Annotated in this window: 18 protein-coding genes and 1 pseudogene; 11 read left to right on the top strand and 8 right to left on the bottom strand. The window is 42.0% G+C overall.

The window, feature by feature from the left end; genetic code table 11:
- The first annotated feature begins 26 nt into the window (after nucleotides 1-26).
- Nucleotides 27-482 carry a Fur family transcriptional regulator gene (locus HWQ36_RS13325; protein ID WP_012407750.1) on the top strand — a complete coding sequence of 152 codons (456 nt, stop codon included), beginning with the start codon at nucleotides 27-29 and terminating at the stop codon, nucleotides 480-482.
- Nucleotides 483-613: 131 nt separating this feature from the next.
- On the opposite strand, the gene HWQ36_RS13320 is transcribed toward HWQ36_RS13325, so the two are convergent.
- A complete protein-coding gene (locus HWQ36_RS13320) occupies nucleotides 614-1753 on the bottom strand; it encodes a peptidoglycan-binding protein (RefSeq protein WP_292703189.1) in 1140 nt (379 codons plus the stop codon).
- A gap of 9 nt (nucleotides 1754-1762) precedes the next feature.
- A complete protein-coding gene (cobN, locus tag HWQ36_RS13315) occupies nucleotides 1763-5890 on the bottom strand; it encodes a cobaltochelatase subunit CobN (RefSeq protein ID WP_292703187.1) in 4128 nt (1375 codons plus the stop codon).
- Between the two features lie 498 nt (nucleotides 5891-6388).
- Here cobN and pcrA point away from each other — a divergent pair, with 498 nt between their 5' ends.
- On the top strand, nucleotides 6389-8713 hold the full coding sequence (pcrA, locus tag HWQ36_RS13310; RefSeq protein ID WP_292703224.1) for a DNA helicase PcrA: 2325 nt from the start codon (nucleotides 6389-6391) through the stop codon (nucleotides 8711-8713).
- 163 nt (nucleotides 8714-8876) lie between these two features.
- On the opposite strand, the gene HWQ36_RS13305 is transcribed toward pcrA, so the two are convergent.
- From HWQ36_RS13305 to HWQ36_RS13295, 3 genes are all read right to left on the bottom strand, one after another.
- Entirely contained in the window at nucleotides 8877-9170 is a 294-nt protein-coding gene (locus HWQ36_RS13305; RefSeq protein ID WP_292703184.1) for an antibiotic biosynthesis monooxygenase, read from the bottom strand.
- 80 nt (nucleotides 9171-9250) lie between these two features.
- Complete coding sequence (locus tag HWQ36_RS13300; RefSeq protein ID WP_292703181.1) at nucleotides 9251-10603, bottom strand: MATE family efflux transporter; 1353 nt, start codon at nucleotides 10601-10603, stop codon at nucleotides 9251-9253.
- Nucleotides 10604-10839: 236 nt separating this feature from the next.
- Entirely contained in the window at nucleotides 10840-11757 is a 918-nt protein-coding gene (locus tag HWQ36_RS13295) for a metallophosphoesterase (RefSeq protein WP_292703178.1), read from the bottom strand.
- A 135-nt stretch (nucleotides 11758-11892) separates the two neighbouring features.
- Between HWQ36_RS13295 and HWQ36_RS13290 the strand changes: the two genes are divergently transcribed.
- From HWQ36_RS13290 to HWQ36_RS13270, 5 genes are all read left to right on the top strand, one after another.
- A complete protein-coding gene (locus HWQ36_RS13290; protein ID WP_292703175.1) occupies nucleotides 11893-12753 on the top strand; it encodes a hypothetical protein in 861 nt (286 codons plus the stop codon).
- Nucleotides 12754-12934: 181 nt separating this feature from the next.
- The gene (locus tag HWQ36_RS13285; RefSeq protein WP_292703172.1) at nucleotides 12935-13768 is read left to right on the top strand and encodes a YheC/YheD family protein; all 834 of its coding nucleotides are present in this window, start codon (nucleotides 12935-12937) and stop codon (nucleotides 13766-13768) included.
- Nucleotides 13769-14473: 705 nt separating this feature from the next.
- Complete coding sequence (locus tag HWQ36_RS13280; protein ID WP_292703171.1) at nucleotides 14474-15442, top strand: sodium-dependent bicarbonate transport family permease; 969 nt, start codon at nucleotides 14474-14476, stop codon at nucleotides 15440-15442.
- A 4-nt stretch (nucleotides 15443-15446) separates the two neighbouring features.
- Complete coding sequence (locus HWQ36_RS13275) at nucleotides 15447-15758, top strand: P-II family nitrogen regulator (RefSeq protein ID WP_292703167.1); 312 nt, start codon at nucleotides 15447-15449, stop codon at nucleotides 15756-15758.
- 28 nt (nucleotides 15759-15786) lie between these two features.
- Nucleotides 15787-16488, top strand: a complete 702-nt coding sequence (locus HWQ36_RS13270) for a carbonic anhydrase (RefSeq protein WP_292703222.1) — start codon at nucleotides 15787-15789, stop codon at nucleotides 16486-16488.
- Nucleotides 16489-16631: 143 nt separating this feature from the next.
- Here HWQ36_RS13270 and HWQ36_RS13265 read toward each other — a convergent pair whose 3' ends face one another.
- Nucleotides 16632-18356 (bottom strand): ATP-binding protein, encoded by a 1725-nt coding sequence (locus HWQ36_RS13265; RefSeq protein ID WP_292703165.1) that lies wholly within the window; start codon nucleotides 18354-18356, stop codon nucleotides 16632-16634.
- Between the two features lie 1024 nt (nucleotides 18357-19380).
- Between HWQ36_RS13265 and HWQ36_RS13260 the strand changes: the two genes are divergently transcribed.
- Nucleotides 19381-19818 carry a CAAD domain-containing protein gene (locus HWQ36_RS13260; protein WP_292703162.1) on the top strand — a complete coding sequence of 146 codons (438 nt, stop codon included), beginning with the start codon at nucleotides 19381-19383 and terminating at the stop codon, nucleotides 19816-19818.
- Nucleotides 19819-20225: 407 nt separating this feature from the next.
- On the opposite strand, the gene HWQ36_RS13255 is transcribed toward HWQ36_RS13260, so the two are convergent.
- Together HWQ36_RS13255 and HWQ36_RS13250 are read right to left on the bottom strand one after the other, a co-directional pair.
- Complete coding sequence (locus HWQ36_RS13255; protein ID WP_292703159.1) at nucleotides 20226-21383, bottom strand: S-layer homology domain-containing protein; 1158 nt, start codon at nucleotides 21381-21383, stop codon at nucleotides 20226-20228.
- A gap of 88 nt (nucleotides 21384-21471) precedes the next feature.
- A pseudogene (locus HWQ36_RS13250) lies at nucleotides 21472-21579 on the bottom strand (Uma2 family endonuclease); the annotation flags it as partial.
- A gap of 913 nt (nucleotides 21580-22492) precedes the next feature.
- On the opposite strand from HWQ36_RS13250, the gene HWQ36_RS13245 reads away from it, so the two are divergent.
- The 3 genes from HWQ36_RS13245 to panD all read left to right on the top strand — a co-directional run bounded on the left by HWQ36_RS13245 (nucleotide 22493) and on the right by panD (nucleotide 24239).
- Nucleotides 22493-22681 carry a hypothetical protein gene (locus tag HWQ36_RS13245; RefSeq protein ID WP_292703156.1) on the top strand — a complete coding sequence of 63 codons (189 nt, stop codon included), beginning with the start codon at nucleotides 22493-22495 and terminating at the stop codon, nucleotides 22679-22681.
- Between the two features lie 518 nt (nucleotides 22682-23199).
- Nucleotides 23200-23712 carry an inorganic diphosphatase gene (locus HWQ36_RS13240; RefSeq protein ID WP_292703153.1) on the top strand — a complete coding sequence of 171 codons (513 nt, stop codon included), beginning with the start codon at nucleotides 23200-23202 and terminating at the stop codon, nucleotides 23710-23712.
- Nucleotides 23713-23855: 143 nt separating this feature from the next.
- On the top strand, nucleotides 23856-24239 hold the full coding sequence (panD, locus tag HWQ36_RS13235) for an aspartate 1-decarboxylase (RefSeq protein ID WP_292703149.1): 384 nt from the start codon (nucleotides 23856-23858) through the stop codon (nucleotides 24237-24239).
- Nucleotides 24240-24248 lie beyond the last annotated feature (9 nt).

Here is a 24248-nt window from a genome sequence, read left to right as displayed (position 1 = left end):
AACAAGCTTTGTTGAGAAATATTAGTATGACTGTCTACACAACTACTTCACTCAAGGCAGAACTGAACGAGCGAGGCTGGCGATTAACTCCCCAGCGCGAAACAATTTTACACATTTTTCAAGAACTTCCGCAAGGTGAACATTTAAGTGCGGAGGATCTTTATCATCGGCTAGAAACTGATGGTGAAGGGATCAGTTTGTCAACTATTTATCGGACTTTGAAGTTGATGGCCAGGATGGGAATTTTACGGGAATTAGAATTGGGCGAGGGACATAAGCATTATGAGATCAACCAGCCCTATCCTCATCATCACCATCACTTGATTTGTGTTAGATGCAACTCAACTATTGAGTTTAAGAATGATTCAATTTTAAAAATTGGCTCGAAAACCGCTCAAAAAGAAGGTTTCCATCTCTTAGATTGTCAAATGACAATCCATGCAGTGTGTCCCAAGTGCCAACGGGCGCTAATGCCGCTTTAGCACTTGGGTGGATAATCAGACGAAACTACTCAAATTAACCAAATAAGTGGAATTTTGAGCAGTTCGTAATTTGCTGTTACTAGAGGCTAGCAACGAGTTGGGAACTGATACTAACAACACCAAAGCGGATGTTAAAAGCGTCCGCTCTTAAGATCCTTGAGGCTGATGCCGTAGAATTCTTGGGCTTGTTTAATCGCTTTTTTGGTGTCATCTGCCATCACACCGTTCAGCTTGCCTTTATAAAAGCCCCGCTCCCGTAGTCGCGTTTGGATTTCCAGGGTATTAAATTCGCTTTTTTTAGCAGTATTAACTGAGCTATATAACTTAGCTCGTGTAGTTGGGCCAGCAACGCCACTTGCTGCTAAAAAATTAGCTGCCTGGAATCTTCGTACAGCATCGGCAGTGTAGGGGCCATAGTAGCCATTTGGCTCTCCCTCTAAATATCCTGCCTGGATCAATTGTTCTTGGATGATTCTAACTGACTCACCGCGATCGCCTACACGGAGTTTATCTCGATTGACTACCTTTTTGGGAGCCTCTTCTCCATCGCCAATGCCAATTCCCGGCAATTTACGCAATGTTGCTGGGCCTGCAATTCCATCAACGCTTAATTTGTAAGAATCTTGGAACCGCTTCACAGATTCTTCGGTAATTGGGCCAAATATTCCTGTGGCGTTCCCATAATAAAAGCCTGCGACTCTTAAGCGTTCTTGCAAAGCTCTGACATCTTCACCTTCATCCCCCTTAGCAAGGTAGTTGGGATTACGGCGCTGGCTGGTGGCTGAACGAACTGAACTAGTAGTACTGGGCTTTTTGGCTTGTGTACTTACAACAGTAGCTTTTTTAGCTTGTGTTGTCGTAGTACTGGGCTTTTTAGCTTGCCAGTTTTCTAACTTTTGCAGAGTGCTTGCTCCAACAATGCCGTCAACTGGCAAACCGGCAGCCTTTTGAAAGCGCCGCACAGCCTCTTGTGTGGACACATCATATACTTGGGTAACAGAAGCTTGGTAAAAACCTGCTGTTTTCAACTTTTGTTGGAGATTTCTGACAGAAGGGCCTTGATCGCCTTTTTCCAGTGCCATGACGCTGGTGACAGCGCCAAGAATAGACAAGGACAGAGCAAGGGGCAACATATACTTCCAAGCCCTACCAGAAAGCCGTTTCCAGTCTGGTGCAGCTGCTTTGTTAAACAAAGAACTGAGGGAGACCAATTCACTGGGTGTACTGTCTTCGTAGGCGAAAGCTAGGTGCAAATACGCAAGATTTTCCATATTTGTTTCCTACACCATTGATTTTTCTTCGATAACTGCTTCAGCTTGATGTACTAGGTTCCTCAAAGCTTCTAATGTTCCTATATTTACATCCTCCCACAAATTGCGCTTGTGTGCTTCTAATAATTTTTCAGCAATATCACGCAGAGCATAAGGGTTCTTTTCCTGAATAAATTCTGACACAACTGGATCGAGCAAGTAAGCTTCTACTATGCCTTGATACATATAATCTTCTACACATTTAGCTGTAGCATCGTAGGCGAATAAAAAATCTACTGTCGCCGCCATTTCAAAAGCACCTTTGTAACCGTGGCGCATAACTCCGGCAATCCATTTGGGATTAACTACGCGAGAACGATACACCCGTGAAATTTCTTCTTTGAGTTGGCGGACTCTTGGTTGGGCGGGTATGGAATTATCACCGAAATATGTTTGGGGGTTTTTTCCTTGTAGAGAACGCACGGCTGCGGTTAAGCCACCCTGAAATTGGTAATAATCATCAGAATCGAGTAGGTCGTGTTCGCGGTTATCTTGATTGTGCAGGACAATTTGCATTTGCGCCAAGCGTTGCTTGAAGGCTTCAGTGTTGGGCATGGGGCATTGGGCATTGGGCATTGGGCATGGGGCACTTGTACTGAGCGAAGCCGAAGTATTGGGCATTGGGGACTGGGAATTAGGAAGAATTTCTGCTCCCCTGCTCCCCTGCTCCCCTGCTTCTTTTTCCGATGAGTAGGCGTAAGAACTCCAGTTAATGTAGGCGCGGGCTAAATCTTCATCATCTGTCCAGTTTTGCGATTCGATTAAACCTTGGAGTCCTGCGCCGTAAGCACCTGGGCGAGAACCAAAGATGCGATAGCGCGATCGCACCACGGCTTCTTGTATAGTTAATCCTTGGCTTGTCCACAATTCAGTTTCTTGGCGAACTGCATCCGCTAGGGGATTTTGTTCTGGCGGTTCATCTAAGTCTGCTACTGCTGATACTGCTTGATCGAATAAGTCAATTAAGTTGGGAAAAGCATCTCGGAAGAATCCCGAAATTCGCAAGGTGACATCTACACGGGGCCGTCCCAAAATCGCTAGGGGCAAAATTTCAAAATCCACTACTCGCCGTGCTGCACCATCCCACACTGGTTGGACTCCCAGTAAAGCTAAGGCTTCGGCAATATCATCACCGCCTGTTCTCATGGTGGCTGTGCCCCACAATGATAAGCCTAGTGTTCTGGGATATTCGCCATGCTCTTGAGTGTAATATTCCACAAGGGTTTCAGCAGCTTTTCTACCGATATCCCAAGCTGTCTCTGTGGGAATGGCGCGAATATCGACAGAATAAAAGTTTCTCCCTGTTGGTAGAACTTCTGGGCGGCCGCGGGTGGGTGCGCCAGATGGGGCACTTGGGACATAACCGCCATCGAGTCCGTGTAATAAATTGGTGATTTCTTGATCGGTTTGTTGTAAAGCTGGAAGGAGGCGATCGCGTATCCACGTAGAGACGCGATGAATCGCGTCTGTGCTGAGGGGGGAGACGCGATGAATCGCGTCTGTACAAGATTCCTGATTTCTAAATTCTGAATTCTGAATTCTGAATTCTGAATCCTGATTTATTAGTTGTTCTACTAAGAAGGCGGCGTGTTCTTCTAGGACTTCGATGATATCGCCGAGGGTGCGGCATTCTGTGCCATTGACTATTGAGTATTCACCACTAGGCATTGACAAATCGGCTGTGAGGGGATCGAAATCTAGTCCCCAATCTTGAGCTATGGCGCGGGTAATCCCTGAAGAATGGCGATTGGGGATGCGAGCGATCGCTACTATTAAATCTCGCAGCTGTCTTCCTTGGGGACATTGCCCAAAAATATGCAACCCGTCGCGGATTTGGGCTTCTTTCAATTCACAAAGATAGCCACCGATGGAATTCAAAACTAGAGATTCAGAATTAAAAATTTCTGTTTCATTTTGGATTCCTAAATCTAGATGGAGATTTTCTTTGATTACCAGTTCGCGGATGCGATCGCGAATTACTGGCAAACGCGAAGGATCTAAACTGTCCGCTTCGTAATACTCATCAATTAAATTTTCTAGCTGTTGCAAAGAACCGTAGAGTTCCGCACGAGTCATCGGCGGCGTTAGGTGATCTATGATCACCGCTTGAGCGCGACGTTTAGCTTGGGAACCTTCACCAGGATCGTTGACAATAAACGGGTACAGGTGGGGAAGTGCGCCGAAAGCCACTTCTGGATAACAATTACTGGATAAAGCCACGCTTTTACCTGGTAGCCATTCTAGATTTCCGTGTTTTCCTACATGAACTACAGCATCAGCACCAAAACATTCTCTTACCCAATAGTAAAAAGCTAAATAATCATGGGTTGGTTCTAAATCCGGCGCATGATAATTCAAACTTGGGTCATTATCATAACCCCTTGCTGGCTGAATTCCCACAAAAATATTGCCGAGTTGAATTCCGGGAACGGGGAAAGAGGCAGGGGGGCAGGGAGCAGGGAGCAGGGGAGAAGAGTTTTCACCTTTGCCTCCCGCACCTTGCCCCATTTCCCACCTTTCACTAATACCTTGCTGAACTGCTGGCGGTAATGAAGAGAAATATTTTTGATATTCTTCCCAAGAAACACTTTGGTGTACCGGAAGTAATTCTCGACCTTCCGGGTCATTTGTTATGCCATCTGTCAGCCTTTGAATCAACTCATCTCCTTGAGCAGGTGGATTTTCGACTTCATAACCAGCAAGATGTAGAGCTTGCAGAATTTCTACACAACTAGCTGGGGTGTCCAGTCCTACACCATTGGCAAGCCGTCCATTGCGGTTGGGGTAGTTTGCCAAAATAAGGGCAATTCGCCGTTCTTGGCGTGGTTTGGAACGTAGACGCGCCCAATTTGCTGCTAGTTTAGCAACGAACTCGATGCGATCGCTCACTGGTTCATAAATTACTACATCTGTCTCTAAATGGGGATTACGAGTTTGTACGGCTTTAAAAGACACAGCACGAGTAATAATCCGCCCATCTACTTCTGGTAGCGCTACATTCATCCCAATATCACGGGGAGAAAGCCCTTGAAACTGTGACTTCCACTGTTCAATTGAGCCGCCACTGAGGATTACCTGCAACACAGGCACATCTAATTTTTCCCATAGTTCAGTTTGAGGTGTTTCGCTTTCCAACCGTGCTAGAGAAAAACTGGTAGTATTCAGCAGCACAGCTATTGATTCAGCTTCTTTGGGTTGGAAAAATTCACTCAACTCCGCTTGAACATCAGGTTCACGCAATGAAGAAACAAACACTGGCACTGGTTGTAAATTTTTCTGTACCAAGGCTTGGCATAAAGCATCAATTACCTTGGTGTTTCCCGCTAAATAATGAGCGCGGTAAAAAAGGATGCCGATTTTGGGGATTGGGGATTGGGGATTGGGGATTGGGAATTGGAAGTTTTGAGTATCTGAGGTGGATGAATCCAGTTCCGAGGTGGATGAATCACTCTCTAATTCCCCTTGTCCCCCTTGTCCCCCTTGTCCCCCTTGTCCCCTTGTCCCCTTGTCCCCTTGTCCCCTTGTCCCCTTGTCCCCTTGTCCCCCTACTCCCCATTCATACAATCCCACGCGCGGAATCGGCTGAGGTGGCGCAGGATTATATGCAGTTAACAGACAATTATCAGAAATAAATTGGAGAGCATTAACAAAATTTTCTACGCCGCCTTCACTAAAATACTGCCATACCTGGTTAGCAACACCTAAAGGCACGGTAGACTGGGAAATTAAGTCGGGATCAAAAGCGTCGTCCCCTGGCATTACAATCAGGGTTCTACCATTACGTTGCACAATTTCTTGCACTACTTCTAAGCCATAACCCCAGTAAGAACGTCCTCCTAACAGGCGCAAAATAATTATTTGGGCAAGCTCTAAAACTTGCTCCGCATAAGTATCTATGCTTAACTGTTGCTGCAATTGCAATAGATTGGCGACTCTTAAAGCAGGAAATTGTGGAGGTAATTTCGTAACCGCAACTGCCAAAGTTTGAATGTCGGTATCAGCAGCCGTAATCAACACGAAAGGCGCTGGAGTTTGTTCTAAAAAAATTAAACCCTCTGACTGATTCCATCCACCCGAAGTGCTACTTATACGATGCATAATGCTGTATTACCGTCTTAAACTATTGGTTATTACACAATCAAAAGAAACTTTTTCCCTGCATTTAGCCCCCTCTTACCAGTAATGATTAAAAATGCTTATAGCGGTTCTCGCTTACATTGGTGGTTTCTGAGCAGTTTAGTGTGCTTTTGTTAGGAAATTTTGACGAAGGGAAGTAGGGGATGAGGGAGATGAGGGGGATGAGGGAGAACAACTGACTACTCAGGACTTGGGACTCTATGCTAGGTTGACATTTAATTTAGAGGCGATCGCTTCCTTTTGGCCAAATTATTGGGCCCAATGATGCTAACCTTCAAAGTAAGTTCTCGCTGTTTCTATTAGAATATCTCCTAACTCAGCCAAACCAAGAGATAATAGCACCTCTGGTTAAGAATATTGCCACACAATCTTTATTGACCAAGTTTCGTTAGGATATTGTAACCTGGGCAATAGCGACTCTCTATTGATGTGACACCAGGCGATCGCTTTTTCACATCCATGACAACAACCATCGACTTTCTCAGTCACCTTAACCCTAGTCAACGTCAAGCTGTCGAACACTACTGCGGCCCGTTGCTAGTTGTTGCTGGCGCAGGTTCTGGCAAAACACGAGCGCTGACTTATCGCATTGCAAATCTGATTCTGAAACACCGTGTCGATCCAGAAAATATCCTGGCGGTTACTTTTACCAACAAAGCCGCGCGGGAGATGAAAGAACGGGTTCAACGTCTGTTTGCAGAACAACTGGCGATGAAACAACATGGCCAGCGTTTTGATTTGTTGACAGAATATCAACAAACGCTACTGCGATCGCAAGTTTACAAAAACACTATCAAAGATTTGTGGTGTGGCACTTTCCACAGTCTATTTTCTCGTATTCTCCGTTTTGATATTGAAAAATACGTAGACGAAAAAGGACGGCGTTGGAATCGTAATTTCTCTATTTTTGATGAATCAGATGTGATGACTCTGATCAAAGAAATCGTTAATAAACAGCTAAATTTAGACGATAAGAAATTTGATGCCCGCTCTGTCCGCTACGCTATTAGTAACGCTAAAAATCAAGGTTTATCACCCCAAGAATTTGAGCAAGATCAACCCAATTATCGCGGACGGGTAATTGCTCAAGTCTACAATTTATATCAAGATAAGTTAGCAGAAAATAACGCTCTCGATTTTGACGATCTGATTCTTGTACCAACTAGATTATTTCAGCAAAATGAGCAAGTATTGGGTTATTGGCATCGCAAATTTTGCCATATCCTTGTAGATGAATATCAAGATACTAATCGTACTCAATATCAACTGATCCACTTATTGGTTACTAATGGCGAAACTAAAAAGAGCGAATGGCAATGGCAAAATCGCTCAGTTTTCGTTGTCGGCGATGCCGATCAATCAATTTACAGCTTTCGGATGGCAGATTTCACCATCTTGCTAGGATTTCAGGAAGATTTTGGTGATGGTTTAGTAGATGATGACACCCGAACGATGGTTAAGCTAGAAGAAAACTATCGTTCTTGTGAAAACATTCTGCAAGCGGCTAATGAACTAATTGAAAATAACACCCAACGGATTGATAAAATCCTGAAACCGACGCGGGGGCCGGGTGAGCAGATTACTTGTCACAAAGCCGATGAAGAACTCGCAGAAGCGGCATTTGTGATTAATCAAATTAGCACTTTAGAAAACCAAAATCCAGAGTTAGACTGGGGTAGTTTTTCCATACTTTATCGGACAAATGCTCAATCTCGTCCCTTTGAAGAATTGTTGGTGAAATATCAAATTCCTTACACAGTTGTGGGGGGAATGAGATTTTACGATCGCAAAGAAATCAAAGATGTCATTGCATATTTAAGAGCGATCGCTAACCCATCTGATACAGTCAGTTTATTACGAGTTATCAATACTCCCCGCCGGGGAGTTGGCAAAACCACTATTGATGCTTTGATGAACGCCTCTCAACAATTAGGGACAACCCTATGGGAAATACTCAGCGATGAGACATCAGTTAATACATTAGCTGGACGAGCGACAAAAGCTGTAAATAACTTTGCCGCAATGATTAGCCGTTGGCAAGCACAAATCGGCACGCTTCCCGTGACTGAGGTTTTGCAAGGAATACTAGAAGATTCTGGTTACGTTCAAGACTTGATGAGTCAAGGCACAGATGAAGCCACAGATAGAGTACAAAACGTTCAGGAACTTTACAACGCCGCACTGCAATTTCAAGAAGAAAATGAAGAGGTTTCCCTCCGAGATTTTTTGAGTAGTGCAGCCCTCAGTTCCGATTTGGATAACTTAAAAGAAGGACAAACAGCCGTTTCTTTGATGACTTTGCACGCTTCCAAAGGTTTGGAATTTCCCGTAGTATTTTTGGTGGGATTAGAACAAGGGCTATTTCCCGGCTACCGTTCGCTGGGCGATCCTGCATCTTTGGAAGAAGAACGCCGCCTGTGTTATGTGGGGATTACTCGCGCCCAAGAGCGGTTATATTTATCACACGCGCGGGAACGGCGTTTGTATGGTTCTCGTGAACCTGCGATGCGATCGCAATTTCTCGACGAATTACCAGAAGAATTATTATCTACCAAACGCGCAAGTCGTCAAAGTTATACCAAAAGTGCCTCTACTTCTAATGGAAAACAAGACTCAACGCAGAATTGGCAAGTAGGCGATAGAGTATTACACAAAACCTTTGGTATTGGTGAAATTACGCATGTCTTTGGAACAGGTAATAAAATGTCTGTAGCAATTAAATTTGCCAGTTTGGGACAAAAAATTGTTGACCCAAGAGTAGCACAGTTGCAACGAGTAGAGTGATATAGCCCAATACAGTTCAGAATGAGCAACAAAACCCTCATGTAGAGACGCGATAAATCGCGTCTTAAAATACCAATTATCTACACCAATAACCCTTAACTGAACCGTATTGTGATATGGCCGCAAATCCCCGATTTTTCAAAGAAGTAGGGGGTCTTGTTTTTCATATTTCAACTTCTTCAAAGTGTTCAACAGTGGGAAATGGCTCATAAAAATGATGCAGAAGTTTTTTCCACTCTTGATACTCAGCAGAACTTCTAAATCCTACAGTATGAGATTCTAAAGTTTCCCATTTTACAAGTAATAAATATTTACCTTGGACTTCTATACATCTATGCAATTCATGAGATAAATATCCATCCATTGACGAAATAATTTTAGAAGCTTTTTTGAAAGTAGCTTCAAAATCTGATTCTAGACCAGGTTTAACATGAAGCATAACTGCCTCAAGAATCATAAAGTTTTGCGGTGATAATTAGGCTAATGTTAACGCGATGTGCAACTTAATATTTTGATCTCTTTCCTTTTAGGCTATCATTATCCGTGGTTAGTTGTTTTGTTGCTAAACCGCCAAGTCATGGTTATTGCCGCGATCGCTAAACCGATAGCCAATCCCCACCAAAGACCAATCGCTCCATACCCTGACGAGATTCCGAAAGTATAACCAGTGCATAAACCAACACACCAATAAGCAAAAATACCAATCAACATCGGAATTCGAGTGTCTTTTAGTCCGCGTAATGCTGCCCCCGCAGTAACTTGCACACCGTCAACTATTTGAAAAATCGCTGCTACTCCCAGCAATTTCACTGCAAGGACAACCACATCTGCATTGTTTGGATCGTTAATGTCAATATAAAGAGAAATAATCGACTTTGGCACTAACCAAAATGTAATGCCTACTACACCCATAGATAAAGCTGCAATAGCAATACCTACATATCCAGCCAGACGAGTAGCAAGCAGTTCATTCTGTCCAACTAACTGCCCAACACGTACTGTTGTCGCTAGAGAAATGCCTACCGCAATCTGGAATGATATCGAAATTGTTTGTAAAGCAATTTGATGGGCAGCAAGAGCGTTTGTTCCTAATTGTCCTATTATGAAAGTAACAACGGTGAACAGTCCCCCTTCGACCGCAATCAGCCCCCCAATGGGCAATCCAACCTGAAAAATCTCGCCAATGATCCAGCGATGCTCTAGGGGAAAAGCTTTTTTAGATAAAGGTCGAAAAATACCGTAAACCGCAAAGCGAGGCTGATTACATATATAAACCGTCAAAGCAACAAACATACTCCAAAGTGAGAGTGTGCTTGCCCAACCGATACCAGCTAAACCTAGCGCCGGGAATCCCAGTTTGCCAAACATCAGCACATAGTTAGCTGTGATGTTGAGCAGAGTACCCAAAACCACAGTCACCATAACTAATTGTGGTTGCAATAGAGCAGAAAGAAAGCTTTTAAGTACTGCAAAGCCTAAAGCAGGAATAAAACCCAGTGCGATCGCCCTTAAATAAATCTCTGCTAGTGCTACTGTGTTAGCATCCTGCCCTAGTAGAAGTAGTAAAGCACCTCCATTGTAAAGCAGCAATGTAATTGGTATTCCTACTACCAGAGATATCCCTAGTCCCAGGCGAACAATTGTGCCAACTTTTTCTTTATTTCCGGCTCCGTATGCTTGGGCAGCTAATGGACTGACGGCAGAAACGATACCAGCAACGATCAACAGACAAAAACTAAAGATAACAGCTCCCAAACCTCCAGATGCAATAGTCTGACTTCCCAACCAGCCCATCATTACCGTATCCACAAAACCAGTTGAAGATTGAGCCAGTTGTGCTGCTGTCAAAGGTACGGCTAACACAAGACATTTTTTAACTTCAGAAAACATATATGCTTATAACCCGATGTGAAGAACAAAGGGTTTTTCCAAAATCTAATGGGAACTTGAATTTATTTTAATGGAGTAAGAGGACTCCCGTTACAGTCGCTCGCGCAGCATTCCGTAGGAAAGAATTAACGGCAGATGAATTATGACCAGGTAACAACTAACGCGACAGCTATCAAATGTTTGGTTGATTTTGGTTCTGAACATAATGCTTTAGTTGCTCAACTGTAGTCATATAACTAAGCTGATTTTAATTGAATAATGCCTCGATCAAAAATGCGATTATCAGTAGCGATCGCACCAATTTCTATTCTGTCTTTATACACCTCATAAAAGGCAAAACTTAAATGACTGGTGGAATAGTTTGTCCACTCAGAACGCCCTACAGGACGATTACCAGCACCTGCACCACAAATTAAATAAGTTGTCCCATCAATAGCACGGGTGCGTTCATAATTATGTTCGTGACCATTGATATAAAGTTGAACGCCATATTTTTTAAATAGGGGAGTAAAAGTTTTAATAAAATCTGGATTACTGCCATACTGACCTGATGAATAAATCGGATGATGACCAAACACCACTTTCCAAGGAGCATTACTAATACTTAATTCTTTTTCTAACCAAGATAGCTGGTTTTTCCAATCAGCATTACTGTTAGTATCTAAAGCAAAAAATTGTACTTGATTACGTTTAAATGTATAGTAACGTCCCTTCATATTAAAGCCAGCATATTTGACTTGTAAATCGCCATTGGCAGTCCGAATATCATGATTACCTAAACAAGCCTGAAATTTCACACCTTGTTTCAGCAAAGGTTGATAAGGACGCTCAAAAACTGCACTAATCTTTTCAATTTCGCCGTTATTGTAAATATTGTCTCCAGCTAAAACTACCAAATCATAAGGATTTTGTTTGTGATAGGCATTCATTGCCCCAGCCACAGCATACTGTCCTTTAGCTCCAGTGCCTGTATCTGCTACAGACACAAAACGTAATAACAAGTCTTTTTTCGGTGGGTTCGCGGCTATAGCTGTTGTTGAATCGTTAATATCAGCACTTTGATGATTTTGATTAGTTAACATCCAGGCAAAAAATCCTGTACCAATGGCGCTGAGGCTACTTAAAAATAAAAATTGACGGCGTTTCATGTTCATAATTCACCAAATTTAATAAATAGTCAGGTTAACGGAAACAATGAGCAATGAAGTGATACATTAAGGCAAAAGAAGGCAGCACAAGTAATAATGTACGTTGTTTGTCTTTGATTCGCTGCTTTTGGTGAAAGTTCCATGTCACAAGACAATCAGTCAAAACCGACGGATGAGCGGGTAAATCAACCTCCCCAAAAACCTTACCAGAGAGTTCAGCCATTTTGGAAGGCTAAAATTATCCAACTTCTCCAAGGGACGATTGGGGTTTTAGAAACAACGGTGGAGAAACTGGAGACAGCACCCCCACCAGGTACTGAACAAACACCCGGCTTTTTCCAGCAGCTTCAGTTGCGATGGGGTGGACTATTAAGGACAATCCGCTTGTTTTTGCCATCAAATTTGTCAACTAAGTTATCAGATACAGCTTTGACGGGAATTGTGGCTGGAATTGCTGTAATTCTCGTTTGGACGACTGCAACTGTCTTTACTGGTAAACCTACTGAAGTTGCAACTCTTCCCCCAGTTGAAGAGGTTCCTGTACCGACACCAACGATAACTACTCCACCGGAGTCAGTCGTACCAGAACCACAGCCGCCACAGGAAATTACGCCGCCGCCTGAACCGGAACCTGAACCAATTCCCACCCCAACGCCAACGCCGACACCAGTCATAGAATTGACACCAGAACAAGCCTTGATTGCAGCTATTGAAAATCAGGTGGCTGAAATTAGCGATCGCATTGCCTCTGGTCTGATAAAGTCAATTCAAGCCAACTTCCGCACGAGTAACTTGACTGTCAAAATTAGTGACGATTGGTACACTCTCCAAGAATCTCAGCAAGACAAATTAGCTGCGGAGATATTACAACGTTCTCAAGAACTTGATTTTACCCATTTAGAAATTATCGACTCTCAAGATAAATTGATAGCGCGTAACCCAGTTGTCGGTACTGAAATGGTGATTTTTAAACGGCAAACAACAAGCTCAAATAACTCGTAATAGAGCCTCCGGCATCCGCGTTAAGCGTTCGCGTAGCGTCTCGAAGAGAAGCTATGCCACAGGCTTTACGTAATTCGTATAGCACATTGTAAAAGCTTTGAATTGATATCCATCAATTCAAGTATTTTTTCTGCGATAATTAATATCAACACTTAATTTGGACGTTTAACTTGAACTATTTATGTTAGATAACCTTTCGTTATTGCTCAAAGCTTGTGAAAACTTGAATATCAGCTATGAAATTATTCATCCTACTGAAAACTTAGTAAAAATAAAACTGAATAATAAAAAACATTATTTTTGTAATTATAGTACTCCAATAATAAATCAGGCAATAGCACAAATTATTAAAGACAAGGAATATACTTACCATATTTTAAAGAACAAAGTTAAACTTCCTCGGACAGTAGGTTTTCTTTCCCCTTTTTGTGACCTGCAATATAAGATTTACTTAAAATTTCCAAGTTTTGAAGATATTATATTAGAAATAAAAGAAAACTTTGAAACACCCGTAATTGTTAAACGAAACTCTGGCTCAAGTGGACATAACGTTTTTTTATGTCAGAATACAGATGAAGTTCAAACTGCTTTAAAAGAGATTTTTAATATCAATAATAAAAAGTATGATTACGTTGCGATCGCTCAAGAGTTCATTGACATAAAATCTGAGTATAGAGCCGTTTTTTTAAATAAAGAGTTAGTTCTACTCTATGAAAAAGATATAACTAATGCAAAATTTGCAGGCAATCTCAGCCCTTTGCACTGGGATGGTGCGAAAGCAAAGCATATCAATGATCAACAAATATTGTCAGAGATTGCTAATTTTGCTAAACCAATTTTTGAAGAATTAGACATTGATTATGGTGGTTTAGATATCGTCTTAGATCGAGATAACCAATATTGGTTAATTGAAATCAATTCTCACCCAAATTATAGTATTTTCACTAGAGACAATGGAGAAGAGCCTGTGTTGAGAATTTTTGAAAAAATGCTCATTAGCCTAGCCTCAAAATGAAATATTTATTGCTTCATTTAGATAATTCAATAAGAGGCAGGGGAGCAGGGAGAGAGGGAGTAGGGGGATGTTCAGACGGGGATTGTAACCCTTGCTCCACTTCGTTTCGCGGCTCTTGAGAAAGAGCATTCCCCCTGCCTCCCTGCTTCTTGTTAATAACTTTGCATTCAGCGCAGATTTATAAGCTTTAACTCCTAACCTTTTCAAGGTGTATAACAATTTTGGACAAGAAATTCCTATTTAAGCTCTTTACTCTGTGTCGCGCCAGTTGCTTCAAGTCGGGGAACCCGCCCAACGCACTGGCTTCTCTGCGCCTCTGCGGTTAGAAAAATTACTTATTTTTTCTGTGTAATTCAACACATAGGTAATCACATCTGTAGTACGAATTCATGAATTGCCCCTACAATACGTTAATTTTTTCTACGCTAAATAGGTTGATCGCGAGTTCTTCTTACACTTTCTGTCGTAAGATCAGCGACGGGGAATCTAACATCAAAAAAAGTTAGGGCAAGCCCTAACTTTTTTTGTTCTCAGCGCTGTTTAACACCTAATCAATAAGTATTGTCACGAATAGGACAATTCACTCCTTGAGTACCCAATTAACATGGGGTAGCGATACACAATACATCACGATTCAACCGTTAAGTTTTTAAAGATGAAAAATTTCTTTAATTTCAGGTTTAACCAATACAAGGATGGGTGGATATGGATCTGAGTTTAATTGTATCCAACATTTTGAATCCGCCAATCCTGTTTTTCTTTTTAGGCATGACTGCTGTTTTTGTCAAGTCCGATCTAGAAATTCCTGCACCAGTGCCCAAACTCTTTTCGTTGTATCTGCTGTTTGCCATTGGTTTTAAAGGAGGGGTAGAACTAATTAAAAGCGGTGTTACTCAGGAAGTAGTTCTAACGCTCGCAGCAGCAATGATGATGGCTTGTGTTGTTCCAATTTACACCTTTTTTATCCTGAAGTGGAAATTAGATACTTACGATGCAGCTGCGATCGCTGCAACCTACGGTTCTATCAGTGCCGTCACTTTCATCACAGCTAGCGCTTTTTTAACTGAGCTTGGCATTGCTTTTGATGGTTACATGGTGGCAGCCCTTGCCCTGATGGAATCTCCAGCGATTATAGTTGGTCTAATTTTGGTGAATATATTCACCGCCGATGGAAAGCGAGAGTTTTCGTGGCCAGAAGTTTTGCAAGAAGCATTTCTTAATAGTTCAGTTTTTCTATTAGTCGGTAGTCTATTAATAGGTGTTTTGACAGGTGAACGCGGTTGGAAAGTATTAGAACCCTTTACTCAAGGGTTGTTTTATGGTGTTCTCACCTTCTTTTTACTGGACATGGGACTAGTCGCTGCCAGAAGAATTAAAGACTTGCAAAAAACCGGAGTTTTTCTGATTTTATTTGCCATACTAATTCCAATACTCAATGCAGGCATTGGACTAGTGATTGCCAAACTCATCGGTATGCCTCGCGGAGATTCGCTTTTGTTCGCTGTATTGTGTGCCAGTGCTTCTTACATTGCTGTCCCAGCAGCTATGCGGATGACTGTTCCAGAAGCAAATCCTAGCTTGTATGTTTCTACCGCTATAGCGGTGACATTTCCGTTCAATATTATTGTGGGAATTCCGTTATATCTCTACGGAATTAACCTATTTTGGAGGTAATAATATGCATGTAGTTAAAAAGATAGAAATTATCGCTAACTCCTTTGAGCTTGCCAAAATTTTAGACAATTTAGACAAGTCGGGTGTACATAACCATGCCGTAATCCGAAATGTTGCTGGCAAAGGATTACGAGGAACGACAGAAGATTTAGACATGACCATGCTTGATAATGTTTACATCCTCGCATTTTGTATGCCAGACCAACTCAAGCCTGTTGTAGAAAATATCAAACCACTTCTCAACAAGTTCGGTGGTACTTGCTACGTTTCGGATGTGATGGAGATTCGCTCTGTCAGATGTGTCGCGTCGATGTAAGAGAGTGATAAATTTAATGAAGTATTTCATGGAACGTCGTAACTTTTTGAAGTTGGGAATCACTGGGGCATTTGGAATGGCGATAACTGCCAGCGATTTCCTCTGGCGGGTGGAACAGGCTAAAGCTGACGAAACACACCCAGCGCCCACTCAATCCCTAAGTCCCGATGCTGCTTTACAAAAGCTGATGAAGGGGAATCAGCGATTTGTCGATCATCAACCGCAATACCCCGATCAATCGGCGCTACGGTTGCAGGAAGTTGCTCAAGCTCAACATCCATTTGCAACTATTCTTAGCTGTGCGGATTCACGAGTACCCGCAGAAATTGTTTTCGATCAGGGTATCGGAGACATCTTTGATGTTCGGATTGCTGGAAATATTGCCACATCTGAAGCGATCGGTAGTATTGAATATGCCGTTGTCTTATTAGGTTCTCCACTGCTGATGGTGATGGGGCATGAACGTTGTGGGGCTGTAACCGCAGCTGTGAAAAACGAATCGTTACCCGGTGATATTAGTACTTTTGTAAAGGCAATTAAGCCAGCTTTGAAAAAAGTCAAGGATCAGCCAGGTGAAGCAGTTGAGAATGCTGTGGTGGCAAATGTGCAATATCAAATTGAACGCTTGAAGAACTCAAAGCTTTTAACTGAGCAGGTACAGTCAGGTAAATTGAAAATCGTGGGCGGTCGTTACGACTTGGATACAGGGAGGGTGAATATCATTACCTAATTGAGATTGGGGAGATGGGGGAGTAGGGGGAGATGTGGTTCGACTTCGCTCACCAACCGGGAGATGAGGGAGTAAATTTTTCCCATGCCCAATACTTCGACTTCGCTCAGTACAAGTGCCCAATGCCCCATGCCCAGTCTTATTTAATCCTGCACAGTCATTGGTAGACGAATAGTGAAAGTAGAGCCAATTCCCGGCTGACTTTTGACAATAATCTCACCACCCATCATCTGGCAAAAGTGGCGGCTAATTGCTAACCCTAGTCCTGTACCTCCATACTTTTTCGTCGTCGAAGTATCACCTTGTGTAAAAGGTTGAAATAACTGCTGCTGTTGACGGTTAGACATACCTATACCTGTGTCGTTAACGGTAAAAGTAATCATTCCCAAAGGAGCATCCAGTCGTAATTCATCCTTTTCTCTGTTAACTGTCAGCGTCACCCTGCCGTTTGTAGTGAATTTACCAGCGTTGCTGAGTAAGTTTAACAACACCTGCCGCATCCTAGTTTGATCGGCGTAGATAATGCCAAGTTGCTCATCAAAATGCACTTCTAAGACATTGGCATTTTTTTCGATATCTGGTTTGACTGTGAGGACGACGTTATGAATTAGCGTTGCAATCTCAAATGTTTCTGGATAAAGAGTCATTTTCCCCGCTTCAATTTTTGACAAGTCGAGGATTTCGTTAATCAAGTGCAGTAGATGCTTACCGGCAGCGTTAATTGTTTCTAAGTCGGTGATAAAGTCTGCCGATAAACCAAGATCGGTAGCGTCGTCTTCTAGAAGTTGGCTCAAGCCAATGACAGCATTTAATGGTGTGCGTAATTCGTGGCTGACATTAGCCAAAAATACGCTTTTTGCCTTGCTAGCAGCTTCGGCTAATTCTTTAGCTTGTTGTAGTTCTTTGGTTCGCTCAGATACTCGCTCAATCAGACGATTTAGAGATTTGGCAAGTAGGCCAATTTCATCTTCAGTGGTGACGGGCGCTCGCAAATCAAAATTATGTTTCCTGGCTACTTGTTCAGCTACTTGGGTGACGGTGATAACTGGTTCAGCGATCGCTCGACTGGTACGCCAAGCGACAATGGCTGCGATCGCCACCGAAACGAGCATACTTATAATTACGATCAATCGCTCAACTACTTTTGCCTGCTCAACGGCTTTTTGCCTTTCTTGCTCTTGATCTTCAGCAGTTTGCAGGATGTTAGCCAAGCTTTCAGAAAGCTGATCTAGGCGCATGGCTGTTTCACCACGCATAATTGTCAATAATTGCGATCGGGCAGAAGAAATTTGCTGAGGCTGCACTTGTTGGGAGTCAATTTTCTGTAAGACGACCTCGATTTGGTCAACGTAAGCTTTTAAATTATTCTTGTAATCGAGCAATAGCGTCTGTAAAGTCGAACTTGTTGCCGCTAGTCTTTTAGGTTTACTGTCAATAAATCCAGAAATTTTTGATTCTAATTGCTTGGCTTTTTCAACATTCTTCAGAAAATCAGCTTTTTGGGTTTGTAGTTGTTGTGAATTTTCTAATACAGCAACTAGATTAGAGCTATGTAATTGCGCCCCTACTACTGCATCTCTATAATTACTCAGTAGTTGTCCTTGTTCATAAGCTTGATTGAATTGCCTTACTTCTCTTCCCCGGTAGTAGTTGGCAATCACTAATCCAGTTAGCGCTCCAAAAAAACCAATTCCGATAGCGACAAAGTACCCATAGCCAATTTTTTGATGGATGCGCCAAGAACTGGCTTTGAGTTTCCCTCGTGAGGGAAATTCTATGGTCGGTAGTTCGTCTGTCGATGGCTCTTCGGCTGACACTTTTTTGCTTTCTGAACTGCTATCGATAAGGGTTGGCTTTTGAGTTGGCATTTCTCAAACCTCCTTGCCTTCCCGCAAAAATTACCAAATCAGTTTAGCTTGTACAAACAGTTTAATTGGTGATGAACATTTACATTATCTTCTTTTATAGCAACAGCAAATCATTGCTTAGTAGATAATTGGCATAATCTCATATACTATGAGTGATTTTGATAGCAATGTTGCTAAGTAGACTTACTGGCAGCGACCAGAATTTACTTTTTTCAGCAGTAACAAATAATTTCCCGCACTAAAGACCTGCAGAGACTGTCTTCTCCTTACCACAATACTTTCCTCAATATACAGTTGATAGCAATTAGTTATTACCATCAGGTACGTCACTAGTCTACCTTACTGCTTCCTTATAAAATTAATACAATCAGGAAAAAAACAAAAGCATTGATTATGGGGCATGGGCATGGAAAAGAGACAAGGAAGAGACTTAATTTTAATAATTCCCCCTTGTCCCCTTTGTCTCTCTTGTCCACCTTGTCTTCCTGATGCCCCATTCCCCATCCCCAATCACCAGCACGCCTATCATAAAATAGATTGAAAGTCTAGCCTATGTGAATACACAAAAACTTTTATTACGTATTAATATCAATACGAATGAGTTAATTGACGAACGCGGCTTAAGATAGCTTTAATATTGTCTAAAATCGGCTTTTAGGCTTATATAAATGAGAGGTGGGTTCATTTTTGCCTGATTTGTACTTAGATTTAGTACGATTATAAGCAAATGACACGGAATGGGATAATCACAACCAGAGGATTCCAGTTGATTTAGAAAAGAACTCGGAAGGACGATCATAATACATCCTGCTCCCTTCTGAATTCTATCCTCCCTCCTACTGACTGTCTACCTTGTAGTTGATGCAGTAGATATTACGGCGCAATTATAGTTATAGGACACTCAAACCCTTTTGTGCCCTTTAACAAATTGTACTGATGCACTTGTGCATTACCTAATCAACAGCCTTTTGGTTGCAATTATCCAGATTAAAAAAACTCAACTGTCAAATTAATGGGAGTGAAAATGCCAGAACAAGAATTTACTGAAACCGCATCCAAAGATACTACAGTGGCAGAGATCAACACCCAAACGGGAACCATCACAAAACTCCAGCCTCCCACACAGTCTCAAGATGAATGGCTAAAATACGGGGAGCAAGTTTCTACATTTTTAGCAACATTGCCAGAATATGTGGGAGGCTTCTTTAATGAATATAAGCAACCCCTGGTAACAGTTGGTTTAATTGTGGGATCGATTGTTGGTGTTAAAGTACTCTTGGCAATATTGGACGCTTTGAATGATATCCCTTTAGTAGCGCCTACTTTTGAGTTGATTGGGATTGGTTACTCTGCCTGGTTTGTTTACCGCTATTTACTCAAAGCCTCAACGAGGAAAGAGTTAACTAGTGAAATCACCACTTTGAAATCACAAGTGGTTGGTAAACAAATTCCAGAAGCTTAATATCTAATTATCGCTTCTATATGAGACGTACTCCTGGATAAGAATACGCTCTAATTCCAAATTACCGAAGTCTGAATGCCGGAAGTCGGCGTTCAGACTTCTCTCAAAATTCCCTACCAAGTTCATTAACAATTCGTAATTCGTGATTACGTTATGGATGAGTATTTAGACCCGACCCATAACGCTACTATTCCTAGAGGTAGCTTACTGTGACTTTTAGTTGTATCCGCTCAATAAATCGGGGCGAACTACCAGTTCAGGAACGAGTTTACGTCATTTGAGCCTTGTCACTGAGCGATTTACCCCGGATTATTGAGCGGTTACTTTTAGTTTAATTACGAATTACGTACAGCCCTTTGGGCATGAAAACCACGGAGCGTGCCGGAGGCTCTATTACGAATTACGAATTATCGCTGAGGCGAGGCTTCTGGAGACAATTTAACCTTTGGAGTGCGCGAAATTTCTGGAGACGCACTGCGCGATACCTGCTGCGGGCTACGCCTACGCACTATACTTGGAGATGAAATTGCCTCCAACTTGCCCCGTTTTACTAAGGCTTGATGAATCATTGCCGCCACTTCCGCCCGACTAGCTACTTTGTTGGGAGCAAGAATTTGTGGGTTTGGATAGTTAACTACCAGACCATTAGTTGTAGCGGCAGCTATTTTGCTAATAGCATAAGGTGGAATATCTTTAGCATCTTTATAAACACTTAAAATCTGATTTGGGGAAGTGGGTGCTTTCAAATTTAACCCACTAACGAGGGCAACTAAAACTTGCACTCGTGAAATATTTTGTTGTGGTTTGAAGGTTTTTTTCGGGTAGCCTTTGAGAAATCCGGCACTGATGGCTTCATCGATAGCTGGAGTTGCCCAGAATTTTGTTGGTACATCTTCAAATGCGATCGCACTCTTAGACGGTTCTTGGTCAAAGGCTTTTTGCACTATAGTAGCAAATTCAGCGCGGTTTACAGGCTGATTTGGTCTAAAAGAATAATCAGGAAACCCTTTGAGAATACTACGGGAAGAAAGAACATCTATAAAACGCCGACCCCAGAAGTTATTGGGCACATCGTTAAATGCAATTGGCGGCGGAATAATAGATTTTTGTTTTGCCGGAGTTACTAAAGGCAATGATACTTTAATTGATGATTCAAGTACTGCTGAAGAGGGTACGGGTGTCTGTGATTGTGGGGATTGAGTCGGAATTACCTGAGCAGATGGTAGGACTACACGGGAAGGAGGGGCGCTGTTAGTTGGCAATGAAGGTGTCTTGGGTTCAACAACAGCCTCCGGTGGAGAATAGGGCAAAACTGTCTTAGGGACTACATTTGGCTCTAGCTTGGGATTAAGGGAGGGCAATACTTGATTTGGTTGAACACTAGGCGAAGGAGTGGAAGAAGGCGACAGCAGCCCGTTAAAGTTCCAGCTAGAATCCCTGCGGGACAATGACCAAAAAAGAATCGCTCCGATAGTGGTGAAGGCAACCAGAATGGCTATAAATTCATCAAAGCCAAGGGCACTTCTTTGAGATGACTCTGGTTCGGAAGGAGGTTTATTTGTCATTATGATTTCCCTGATAGCAGTAAAATTTGTGTCTAAACAAATTAAGCCACAGATTTAATTAGTAATTCGTAATTTACAGTATAAAATATTAGGCTTCTGGTTCAATGCCGAGCGATCGCAATTGGGCAGCTAGGCGGTCGGCTCTTTGGCGTTCCTGTTCTGCCCTTTCATCGCTACTCAACAACAAATTACCTTCAACGGGGGAACCCCCGCAAGCGACTGGCTTACAAACGTGCCATCAGACTCAGGAAGCTGGGTATGGTCTGGGAAAGGGGTGAGGGCGTTGGGTGGATTGGTTACAGAGGTCATAACGCTACCTTTGCACTCTTTGTAAATGTTGTTTTTAGTGTAGCTTGCGATCCTCTCTAAATATTCTCCACCCAGATTTTGCATGAGGCATGGGCATTGGGCATGGGGCTACACCTCTATGCCACCTTCTAAAACATTCTTTACTCTACCTATATATAGATTGACAAAATGCTAGTAATATTGCAGAGATTTAGAAATTTAAATTCTTAAATATTTATTTAGTAGTATCACTGAATTCATGCCGCACAATGCAGTTGATATATCTGTATTTATTCGGTAGTTATCATTGGTTACAAAAATCATTCCTACTATTTCTTCTTTTTTGCCAAATATTTGTATGTATAACTACCGGATAAGAATCAAAAGCACTGATAGATATTCAGTGCTTTTGCTAATTTGTGTCCTGTATCACAAATTGGCAATTTCAGTAAAATGACCTTATCAAAGGCGTTTTAGGATGTTATAATCATAAAGTATCAAACAAATATGTTTTGCTAATTAATTTTTAAGCAAGCGAAAAAATGTAATTTATGATGCTGTCAAAGTTGGCTTTGCGTATGCAAACCATTACACTATACAGGGAAACATCTGAAAATATTAATTACAAAATAAAACATGATTTGTTTACTTGTAACTTTGTATTAAGAACTCCATGTATAAAAAGGCTATTATGACAGTTATATAACTGGTTTAAGTTGTAGAATGCTACACATTTTACAGTTTAAAAATAGCTAACATAGCATTAAGACTCTCAACCAGAGAGTAGACCCATACAGTGTTACGAAAAACTTCAATTTTGTATGAATTCAAATAGCCAGTCTGCCAATTCTACCGACACATATTCCCAACGTTTGGCAGATATTGTGGGAACTGCGATCGCTCTATTGACTCTTACACTACCCGTATTTGTCATCGCTCACTATTCTTCAACTAATGTTCAAAATAACCAGCAACCCCTGATCCAAAACCTACAAGTAAGTAAAGATTGATAAAGTTCTCCAGTATGATTTCACCAGCAGGAGAGCTACAAAAAAGGAGAAAACTGATTTTGAGACAACCTCTGTATCTGTAGATGTGGATGTAGTTGATCGGAAATAACCTGAATTTGTATAGTGTAACTCCAGGTTTCAGTTGTCTTGGCAGAGTAGGGACAGAAACCCCTCCAACAACAATCAAAGGCAGCAAAAAATAATACCCTCTTGGAAAAAGCGTTGCGAAGTAACTTTGCAACGCTTTTTCCATTTTTCAAAAGAGCAGGGAGCAGGGAGCAGGGGGCAGGGAGCAGGGAGCAGGGAGCAGGGGGAGATGAGGGAGAATTATTAAACAAGTTTCTTGTTTGTCTTCCCCCTCTCCCTTGTCTCCCTTATCTCTTCCCATTCCCCATTCCTAATGCCCCATCCCATAGAATGAATACCTTGGGAAGAGATCCATAATTGCCCTAAAATTCTACACGGGGAGCGAAGCTGACTGAGTGCCCCATGATTCACTGTTATCAGAGGACTTTTTTGTGGATTTATCTCGTATTCCTGCCCAACCGAAACCCGGTTTAATCAACGTTCTGATTGAAATTACTGGCGGAAGTAAAAATAAATACGAATACGACAAGGAACTAGAAGCTTTTGCTCTAGACCGAGTACTTTATTCCTCGGTAAAATATCCTTATGACTACGGCTTTGTACCTAATACTTTAGCTGAAGATGGCGATCCCCTAGATGGTATGGTCATAATTGACGAGCCAACCTTTCCAGGCTGTGTTATTGCTGCACGACCAATTGGCTTCTTGGAGATGATTGACGGTGGCGATCGCGATGAAAAAATCCTTTGTGTTCCTGACAAAGATCCGCGCTACACTCAAGTAAAATCCCTGAAAGACGTAGCGCCACACCGCTTAGATGAAATTGCCGAATTTTTCCGTAGTTATAAAAATTTGGAAAAAAAGGTGACTGAAATTCTCGGTTGGCAAGATGTGGACAAGGTTGCAGCTTTAGTAGAAAAATCCGTCAAAGCTTATAGAGGATAATAGAAGAGTTAGGAGTTAGGAGTTAAGAGTTATAAATTTTTATTCCTCAATCCTAACTTCTGTATAGACGCGATTAATCGCGTCTCTACTCATAACTTTCGCTTGTTACGGATCGCAAAATCTGCCACCAACCCCAAACTCAAATGCAGCGCACTATCCTTTTGGCAAAAATTCATAATTGCACCCTTACGGGGGCGAATATCAACTACGTGGGTAGTATCAGCATCGATGAAATCCTTTTGGAAAAAGCTGGGATCTTACCTTACGAGCAGGTGCAAGTAGTTAATAGTGCCAATGGTCAGCGTTTTATTACTTATGCGATCCCGGCTCCAGCCCATTCAGGAGTAATTGAGCTAAATGGGGGTGCGGCACGTCTAGGCATTATTGGCGATCGCTTGATTATAATGACTTACGGGCAGTTCACTCCAGAAGAGTTAAAAAGTTACTCTCCTACGGTAGTCATTGTGGACGAAAAAAACAGGTTGTTGGAAGTTCGGCGCTACGATGACCTGCTCGTTAAGGTCTAATTTGAAGGA

This window comes from Nostoc sp. NMS2 (genome assembly GCF_017115105.1).
Classification (GTDB): domain Bacteria; phylum Cyanobacteriota; class Cyanobacteriia; order Cyanobacteriales; family Nostocaceae; genus Nostoc.
The sequence above is the reverse complement of the archived record's forward strand: the minus strand, read 5'-3'. Positions and strand labels throughout refer to the sequence as shown.

What these genes read in the sequence shown, in the direction of transcription:
- HWQ36_RS13270 (WP_292703222.1), top strand. Translation starts at nt 15,787, where the DNA reads ATGGAACGTCGTAACTTTTTGAAGTTGGGAATCACTGGGGCATTTGGA.
- HWQ36_RS13320 (WP_292703189.1), bottom strand. Translation starts at nt 1,753, where the DNA reads ATGGAAAATCTTGCGTATTTGCACCTAGCTTTCGCCTACGAAGACAGT.
- HWQ36_RS13325 (WP_012407750.1), top strand. Translation starts at nt 27, where the DNA reads ATGACTGTCTACACAACTACTTCACTCAAGGCAGAACTGAACGAGCGA.
- cobN (WP_292703187.1), bottom strand. Translation starts at nt 5,890, where the DNA reads ATGCATCGTATAAGTAGCACTTCGGGTGGATGGAATCAGTCAGAGGGT.
- HWQ36_RS13285 (WP_292703172.1), top strand. Translation starts at nt 12,935, where the DNA reads ATGTTAGATAACCTTTCGTTATTGCTCAAAGCTTGTGAAAACTTGAAT.
- HWQ36_RS13245 (WP_292703156.1), top strand. Translation starts at nt 22,493, where the DNA reads ATGAATTCAAATAGCCAGTCTGCCAATTCTACCGACACATATTCCCAA.
- HWQ36_RS13305 (WP_292703184.1), bottom strand. Translation starts at nt 9,170, where the DNA reads ATGATTCTTGAGGCAGTTATGCTTCATGTTAAACCTGGTCTAGAATCA.
- HWQ36_RS13300 (WP_292703181.1), bottom strand. Translation starts at nt 10,603, where the DNA reads ATGTTTTCTGAAGTTAAAAAATGTCTTGTGTTAGCCGTACCTTTGACA.
- HWQ36_RS13280 (WP_292703171.1), top strand. Translation starts at nt 14,474, where the DNA reads ATGGATCTGAGTTTAATTGTATCCAACATTTTGAATCCGCCAATCCTG.
- HWQ36_RS13260 (WP_292703162.1), top strand. Translation starts at nt 19,381, where the DNA reads ATGCCAGAACAAGAATTTACTGAAACCGCATCCAAAGATACTACAGTG.
- HWQ36_RS13290 (WP_292703175.1), top strand. Translation starts at nt 11,893, where the DNA reads ATGTCACAAGACAATCAGTCAAAACCGACGGATGAGCGGGTAAATCAA.
- HWQ36_RS13265 (WP_292703165.1), bottom strand. Translation starts at nt 18,356, where the DNA reads ATGCCAACTCAAAAGCCAACCCTTATCGATAGCAGTTCAGAAAGCAAA.
- panD (WP_292703149.1), top strand. Translation starts at nt 23,856, where the DNA reads ATGCAGCGCACTATCCTTTTGGCAAAAATTCATAATTGCACCCTTACG.
- HWQ36_RS13275 (WP_292703167.1), top strand. Translation starts at nt 15,447, where the DNA reads ATGCATGTAGTTAAAAAGATAGAAATTATCGCTAACTCCTTTGAGCTT.
- pcrA (WP_292703224.1), top strand. Translation starts at nt 6,389, where the DNA reads ATGACAACAACCATCGACTTTCTCAGTCACCTTAACCCTAGTCAACGT.
- HWQ36_RS13255 (WP_292703159.1), bottom strand. Translation starts at nt 21,383, where the DNA reads ATGACAAATAAACCTCCTTCCGAACCAGAGTCATCTCAAAGAAGTGCC.
- HWQ36_RS13295 (WP_292703178.1), bottom strand. Translation starts at nt 11,757, where the DNA reads ATGAACATGAAACGCCGTCAATTTTTATTTTTAAGTAGCCTCAGCGCC.